The organism is Streptosporangium amethystogenes, assembly GCF_000721075.1.
GTDB lineage: Bacteria > Actinomycetota > Actinomycetes > Streptosporangiales > Streptosporangiaceae > Streptosporangium > Streptosporangium amethystogenes.
This window is the reverse complement of the sequence record NZ_JOEQ01000055.1, coordinates 20979-27390: the sequence shown is the minus strand read 5'-3', so window position 1 is coordinate 27390 and position 6412 is coordinate 20979. Positions and strand designations below refer to the sequence as shown.

General features: G+C 68.6%; 7 protein-coding genes and 1 other annotated feature. Of the genes, 6 read left to right on the top strand and 1 reads right to left on the bottom strand.

Going from position 1 to position 6412, the window contains the following annotated elements; translation table 11 throughout:
- The first annotated feature begins 423 nt into the window (after positions 1 to 423).
- Positions 424 to 621: a hypothetical protein gene (locus IG98_RS0140910; RefSeq protein ID WP_030925399.1), complete on the top strand. Its 198-nt coding sequence runs from the start codon at positions 424 to 426 to the stop codon at positions 619 to 621.
- A gap of 327 nt (positions 622 to 948) precedes the next feature.
- On the top strand, positions 949 to 1362 hold the full coding sequence (locus tag IG98_RS0140905) for a DUF3592 domain-containing protein (protein WP_169750280.1): 414 nt from the start codon (positions 949 to 951) through the stop codon (positions 1360 to 1362).
- A 160-nt stretch (positions 1363 to 1522) separates the two neighbouring features.
- Here the strand turns inward: IG98_RS0140905 and IG98_RS0140900 are convergent, their stop codons facing one another.
- A complete protein-coding gene (locus IG98_RS0140900; protein ID WP_030925393.1) occupies positions 1523 to 2431 on the bottom strand; it encodes an IS3 family transposase in 909 nt (302 codons plus the stop codon).
- Positions 2357 to 2470: a sequence feature (AL1L pseudoknot), on the bottom strand. (Overlaps the previous gene by 75 nt.)
- A 73-nt stretch (positions 2471 to 2543) precedes the next feature.
- On the opposite strand from IG98_RS0140900, the gene IG98_RS0140895 reads away from it, so the two are divergent.
- The 4 genes from IG98_RS0140895 (at position 2544) to IG98_RS0140880 (ending at position 6393) form a co-directional block, all read left to right on the top strand.
- The gene (locus IG98_RS0140895; RefSeq protein ID WP_030925392.1) at positions 2544 to 3011 is read left to right on the top strand and encodes a hypothetical protein; all 468 of its coding nucleotides are present in this window, start codon (positions 2544 to 2546) and stop codon (positions 3009 to 3011) included.
- A 23-nt stretch (positions 3012 to 3034) separates the two neighbouring features.
- On the top strand, positions 3035 to 5686 hold the full coding sequence (locus IG98_RS0140890; RefSeq protein ID WP_030925390.1) for a hypothetical protein: 2652 nt from the start codon (positions 3035 to 3037) through the stop codon (positions 5684 to 5686).
- 72 nt (positions 5687 to 5758) lie between these two features.
- Positions 5759 to 5920 (top strand): hypothetical protein, encoded by a 162-nt coding sequence (locus IG98_RS51510; RefSeq protein ID WP_157594808.1) that lies wholly within the window; start codon positions 5759 to 5761, stop codon positions 5918 to 5920.
- Positions 5920 to 6393: a hypothetical protein gene (locus IG98_RS0140880; RefSeq protein ID WP_157594807.1), complete on the top strand. Its 474-nt coding sequence runs from the start codon at positions 5920 to 5922 to the stop codon at positions 6391 to 6393. Before IG98_RS51510 ends, IG98_RS0140880 begins: the two co-directional genes overlap by 1 nt.
- The last annotated feature ends 19 nt before the right edge of the window (positions 6394 to 6412 follow it).

Sequence of the window (6412 nt, the reverse complement as noted above, 5' to 3'; positions counted from 1 at the left end):
GCTTCTCTTCGAACATGGGCAAGATCCTGCCAGGGGCACACGGGCGACGAGGACCAGTTCGACTTCAACCCGGTGAACCTATGCGGTCACGGCACTAGGCGATCACCTAGAACCGAACAGGAGTCCCGGTACTCCCTCAGGTCGGCGCGACCAACTGCAAAGATGACGTTCCCGAAACATCATCTTTTCGAGAAGGACCACGATCCATGAAGCGATGGGCCGCCCTGCTGGACGCGTCGGTCGAGGCTGGTCCCGCCGCGGCGTAGGCCGGTCCCCCGACCCGGTCCAGGCGCTCAAGCGGCAGTTCCGCCTCGAACGCGGTGTCCACATCGCCGAGGTGACCCGCATCCTCTTCGAGAACGATCGGTCACTGAGATCCCGGGTCAGCTGTGGACCGACGGCACGGGCCTGCCCACCCGTCTGATGACCACCGAGGCGACGTGGTGGGACAGCAGCACGTCGGCGACCCATCGGACCGACACCCGCTACAGCGAACGGGGATCGCACGTCGTGGTCCTCGCACCGCACGCAGACCAGGTCGCCGACGAGACGGAGCTCTCCCTGGACCCATTCGACCTTCCCGAGCCCAAGAAACTCCTCATCAGGCCGTCCACCTCCTAGACGGCTAGGTCACAGGGCTTGCGTGCCGGGCAGGACGCCGGTTCCTGCCCGGCTCTGTGGCCATCCCGGGCCCTCTCATCCGGAACTGCGCCGTGCGCTGGGACAGCGTGACGAAGCTCAACGTGGCTCTGCGTGATGCCCGTGCCGGTGGGCGGCTCTCGTCGACAGCGGTGGGAGCGTCCCAATGATCTGCAAGTCGTTCTCCAGTGCCGGTCTCTAGCCTCATCCATGGTCTTCCTGAGCCGTAGCGGCTCGGCGCGGTGCAGGCCCTCGAACGCGATTGCGACGGCGGCCCTTGAACGAGATGAGAAGGAGGTGGCGGTGGACATGAACACCATGCCATTGTTTGGACTCCTGTTCGGAGCGGTGTTCGCCGGGATGGGCATCCGGGTGATGACTGTCGGGCAGCGGCTGCGGCGGCACGGGATGCGGGTGCCGGGTGTCGTCGTGGGGCTGCGCTGGTCCAGCAGCAACGGCAACGACAGCGGCGTGTACTACCCCACGCTGCAGTTCCAGACGGTGCAGGGCGCGGTGATGGAGACCGAGTCGGATCTGGGCTCCAATCCGTCACCGGTCCGTCCGGGCCAGCAGGTCATGGTGGTCTACGACCCCGAGCGACCCCAACGCGCCCGTCTGGACGGGGTGGGCGGCGGGGGCGTGCTCCACGGCGTGCTGTTCCTGACCGTCGGGACGGTCATCCTGGTGGTCTCCCTGGTCGCCGCGGTCAGTTCCTGGTTGTGAGGACAGGGGGCGGACTCGCGCATCCGGTTGGCGAGCCGCCACAGCCGGCCGGCCAGGCCTGATCCCCGCCCTGCCATCTGTCGCAGTGATCTGGCCGGCACCCGGAACAGTAAACAGGTCGTCTACGGAACCACCGGCCCGTGGGCCTGATGTACCCCGGCTACCTGGTTTCTGCAGCGGTGAGTGCGGCCTGTTGGTGACGGTAGTGGATCGCTTCGTACTCTGCGGGCGGGATGTTGCCGCAGGAGGTGTGCAGACGGCGATGGTTGAACCAGTCGAGGTATTCCAACGTCGCCAACTCGACGTCGCCCATGTTCTTCCAGGGGCCGTAGCGGCGGATCAGCTCGGCCTTGAACAGGCCGTTGAAGGATTCAGCCAGGGCATTGTCATAGGAGTCTCCGCGGCTGCCGACCGAGGCGACCGCGCCGGTGTCGGCCAGGCGTTCGGTGTAGCGAATCGCTAGGTATTGCACTCCGCGATCGGAGTGATGCACCAGCTCCGACAAGTCCGCCGACTGCTCCTGACCACGACGCCACAAAACCATCTCCAAAGCGTCCAAGGCCAGGTCGGTGCGTAGGTGCGTGGCGATCTGCCAGCCCACGACCATACGGGAGTACACGTCGATGACGAACGCCGCATACACCCAGCCTGACCAGGTACGGATATAGGTCAGATCAGCGACCCAGAGCCGGTTCGGCACTGGAGCATGGAAGTTACGGCCCACCAGATCGGCCGGCCGATCGGTCTGAGCGCCGGCGATGGTGGTTCGCCGGGTCTTCCCGCGGACCAGCCCGACGATACCCAGCTCGCCCATCAGCCGCTGGACCGTGCACCGGGCGACCGCGTGCCCTTCGCGACGCAACTGCCGGTAGATCTTGCGGGCGCCGTAGCAGGAGTAGTTGTCCTGATAGATGCGGGTGATCTCCGCCTTGAGCCGCTCATCGCGCATCGCTCGCGTGGACGGCGGCCGAGTGCGGGCTGCGTAGTACGTCGAGGGCGCGCTGTGCAGGACCCGGCAAATCGGCTCGATGCCCCACTGGGTGTGGTGAGCGTCGATGAAGGCGTTCATCTGGGCGGTCGAGGGTCGAGCTCCCTGGCGAAAAAAGCGACTTAGATTCAGACGATCAACGCACCGCTGACGGCGCGACAGCCGGGGGGTAACGCCGTGCGACGTGTAGAACGTGATCGAAGCGTGCCGGTGCGACGACACCGACGGCGACGGTTTGCCCGACATCGGATACGTCGAGCTGCTCGGCGTCGACTGCGACGGCAACCTGACCAGCCTCGGCACCTACACCAACGGGCTCACCGAGCCGTACACGCCCGTCGCGCCGGTCGACTGCGACACCGTCGACGAGGCAGAGGGCGCCGACCCCGCGTTTGGCGTCCAGGCCCGCCGCGTCGAGCTGGCGGCCGGCGCCTCCTGGTCGGCCGCGGCCTGGCCGACCCTCCAGTCCGTGACCGCCGTTGCGTTCGGAGGGAGCGGCACCGTCACGACCGCCGACGGCGCGAGCACGCTACACACGGGCGAGGCAGCCACCTGGAGCGTCGCCCGCGACGTCAACGCCTTACTGACCGGCCCACTCACCATCACCGCGGACACCGGCACCGTCACCCTCTCGTACACGATCGGAGTTACCCTGTCATGAGTGGATGCTGCGGGCAGGGGCCCGTGATCCTCAACAGCGCGGGCCCGGCTCGCGTGGACGTCGAGACCGTCCTCCTGTGCGACGTCCACGCGGACGGCACCGTCACCGGCGTCGCCCTGGTCGAGCCGATCTACGACACGAACAGCGGCGACCGCGTCGGCACGCGTACCGTGGATCCGGGCACCGGCGCCCCCTACACCCCGACCGGCACCCTCCAGCCGTGCCAGCCGGACGGCTGCAACGCCACCACGACCAGTCAGATTCTGTGCGACACCGCTGGGGACGGCACGATCACGCACTTCGTGGGGGCGACCACGTACGACTGCGAGGGCGCGCTCCTCGGCACCCTCGACCGCACCCTCGACGGCGCCGCGTACACCGTCACCGGCACGGTCGGCGTGTGCCCCCTCTCCCCGGACTGCGAGGCGCAGACCACGCCGACGGCCATGGTCGGTCTGTGCCTGGCGGACGGCACACCCATCGCCGTGACCGTCGTGCGGGACTGCACCGGGGTGGTGACCTCCGAGGGCTGGCTGAACCTTTCCACTGGGGCGTGGTCGGCCGGCGCGGTCCCGGCCGGGACGGTCGCGTGCGGTGAGAGCCGGTCGATTCAGGTCAGCGGCACGTTCTGTGACATCGACGCCGGAGGCGAGGTCATCGGCCTGGCCCTCGTCGAGTACACCTACGACGACACCGGGGCGATCGCCTCCGTCCGGGATTACGCCCGCGACGAGAACGGCGCCATCGTCGGCCACTCGGACTACGGCCTCGACGGCACGCCCTACACCCCGACTGGGACCGTGGGCTCCTGCTCCGTGGAGCCGTGCCGCAACTCGACCACGGTCATGGTGTGCGACGCGCCCGCCGACTCCTCGACCAGCATCACGCCCACGATTGTGGACGGGGTCGCGGCCGACGTCGGGCAAACGCAGTTCCAGAACCACCCGGGCCCGTACACGGCGCTGTGGTCGGGCGGCACGTTCATCTACCCGGCCGGGGCTGGCCCGGCGCAGGAGCACCTGATCGCCGTCGGCCAGCTCACGGCCGACATGGCGGGGTGTGACGGCGCGGCCGGCACGCTGACGATCTCTGTGCACGTCAGGAACGACGGGCCCGATTCGGGCCAGGAGTGGGACGGGGCCCTCGGCCTCTTCCGGGGCACGACGGCCCTCGCCACACAGAACGCGCTCCTGAACGCCCCGGTGGGCTGGGAGGGAAGGCTCACCGTCTCCGCACCCGTCACGGCCGCCGACCTCGCAGCCGGTGACATCCGTGTGGCGCTCATGCTGGAGACGTACCACCTCGGCGCCAAGCAGTGGACGGCCGACCAGTTCACCGTCTCCCTGGGGCTGGAGGGCTGCGAGGTCACCAGCAGCACGCAGTTCCTCCGGACCCTGGTCACGGACTGCGCGACCGGTGAGGTCGTCTCCACCACGGACACGACCCTGGACGGCCAGCCCTACATCGTCACCGGCACGGTCGGCCAGTGCACCCCCTCCGACAGCGGGAGCGGCAGTTCCTCGGACTGCCGGGACTGCGAGCAGTTCATGCTGTGTGACACCGCGGACGGCGTCTTTACCGCCTTCCTGCGTACCGTGTGCCGGGACTGCACCGGCGCCGTCATCAGCGTCCTGGACACCGACCTGGACGGGACCGCCCCGTACGCCGTGACCGGCGAGGTCGGCCAGTGCGCGACGCCGCCGGCCGAGTGCGAGGCCGCCGCGGTGCAGGCGTTCCGGCTGTGCGACCTCAACCCCGACGTCGAGCCGGACGCGTCCGGCCTGCGCTGCTTCACCCCGTTCCTGCGCCATTTCGTCTACGGCTGCGACGGCACCAGCACGTTCCATGACACGGAAATAGACGGTGTAACCCCGTATACACCGATGTCCGTCGTCGAGTGCGGCGCGAACCCGCCGAGCCTGCGCGAGCAGGTGTGGAACACCTTGAGCATCGCCCCGGACCCGGCCGACACGACCAACCGGGTGTTCATCTACACCGTCGTCAACAGCGAGGACCCGTCTCAGACGGGCACGGTGCGCCTGACCGCCAGCGCCGCCACCCCGAACGGATGTGGTGGCACGCCGACCAACCCGGTGTGGAACGCGGCGGTGACGTTCACGTTCGAGCCCGACGCCAACGTCCTCGCCCTGGCGGACGTCCTCCGTATCGATCACCTCGACTGGGACACCTGGGAGGACAAGGTCATCCCGGCCGGGTCCCCGCTCCCGGATCGGGTGGAGTCCACGCTGGGCCACACGCAGGTCAACGCCGGCCGCTGGCACAGCGTGGTCAGCAACAACACCGGCCACTTCTACTACGACGGCCCGCCCTCCGTCGTCCGCGTGACCAACCGGAACGATGGCGGGGGCACGGCGTGCGTGGCGCCCGCGATTGGTTTCATCACCCTGGTCCCGGGGCCGCCGTGCGGCGTCGTGCCGGAGGTCGACCACATCGTGCAGCCGCTGTGCGACGTCGCCGCGGCAGGCACCGTCACGCCGTTCCTGCGGCACTGGGCCGTCGACAACGCGACCGGTCTCCTCACCGCGCTGCAGGACACCACCCTCAACGGCACGAGCGCCTACACGCCGACCGGCACCGTCGCCGTCTGCGGCCAGCAGACCGATGCGCCGGTCCTGACGGGCGTACGGCGCGTCACCGGCGTGACCACGCTCTAGAACCTGAAGACAGAGTTCCCGGGCCTCCAGTCGGTCAGCCTGTCCGTTCTCGCGGGCACGGTGAACGTGGCGATGAGCAGCGGCAGCAACCAGGCCATCCCGGCAGGGTCCTCCGTCACCTGGTCGGTGAACGACACTGATGACAGCAACCTCGCCGCCGCGTCGTTCGCCGGTGCCTCGGCCGCTGCGGACTACTTCCTCGTCTGGTCCTACAAAGCAGGGACGGCAGGCTGATGACGGGTACCTCCTCTTCGATTCGTCCGGCGCCTTCCTGCGGGGAGGCGCTGCTCCCGGCGGCGGTGAACCTGGCCGCCGCCGCCAACGACACGTGGGTGAATACCGCGCTGTCGGTGGATCTCCCCGGGGCGGGCACGTACGAGATCACGGCCACCGTGCGCTCCTCGATCGCCCGGGGAGCGGCCACCGCGCCGTTCGCCGTCAACATCTCGGCGCGCCTCTACAACGCCACCGCGAGCGCCGCGATCCCCGGCACGGACTACACGGTGCAGCAGGTCAATGAAGCCGCCCCCAGCAGCGGGCAGACCACACAGGTGGCGCTGAGCACTTTTCGCAGATTCGTCACGGTGGCCGGTCCGGCCACAATGCGACTGGAGGCCAACCGGAACACGATCAATGGCACGGCGGTCAACGTCACCGGCATCCAGACGGGGAACACCCGCCTCGCCTTCAACAAGATCAGCGGCTAGGAGCGGATCGGCCCGCCGG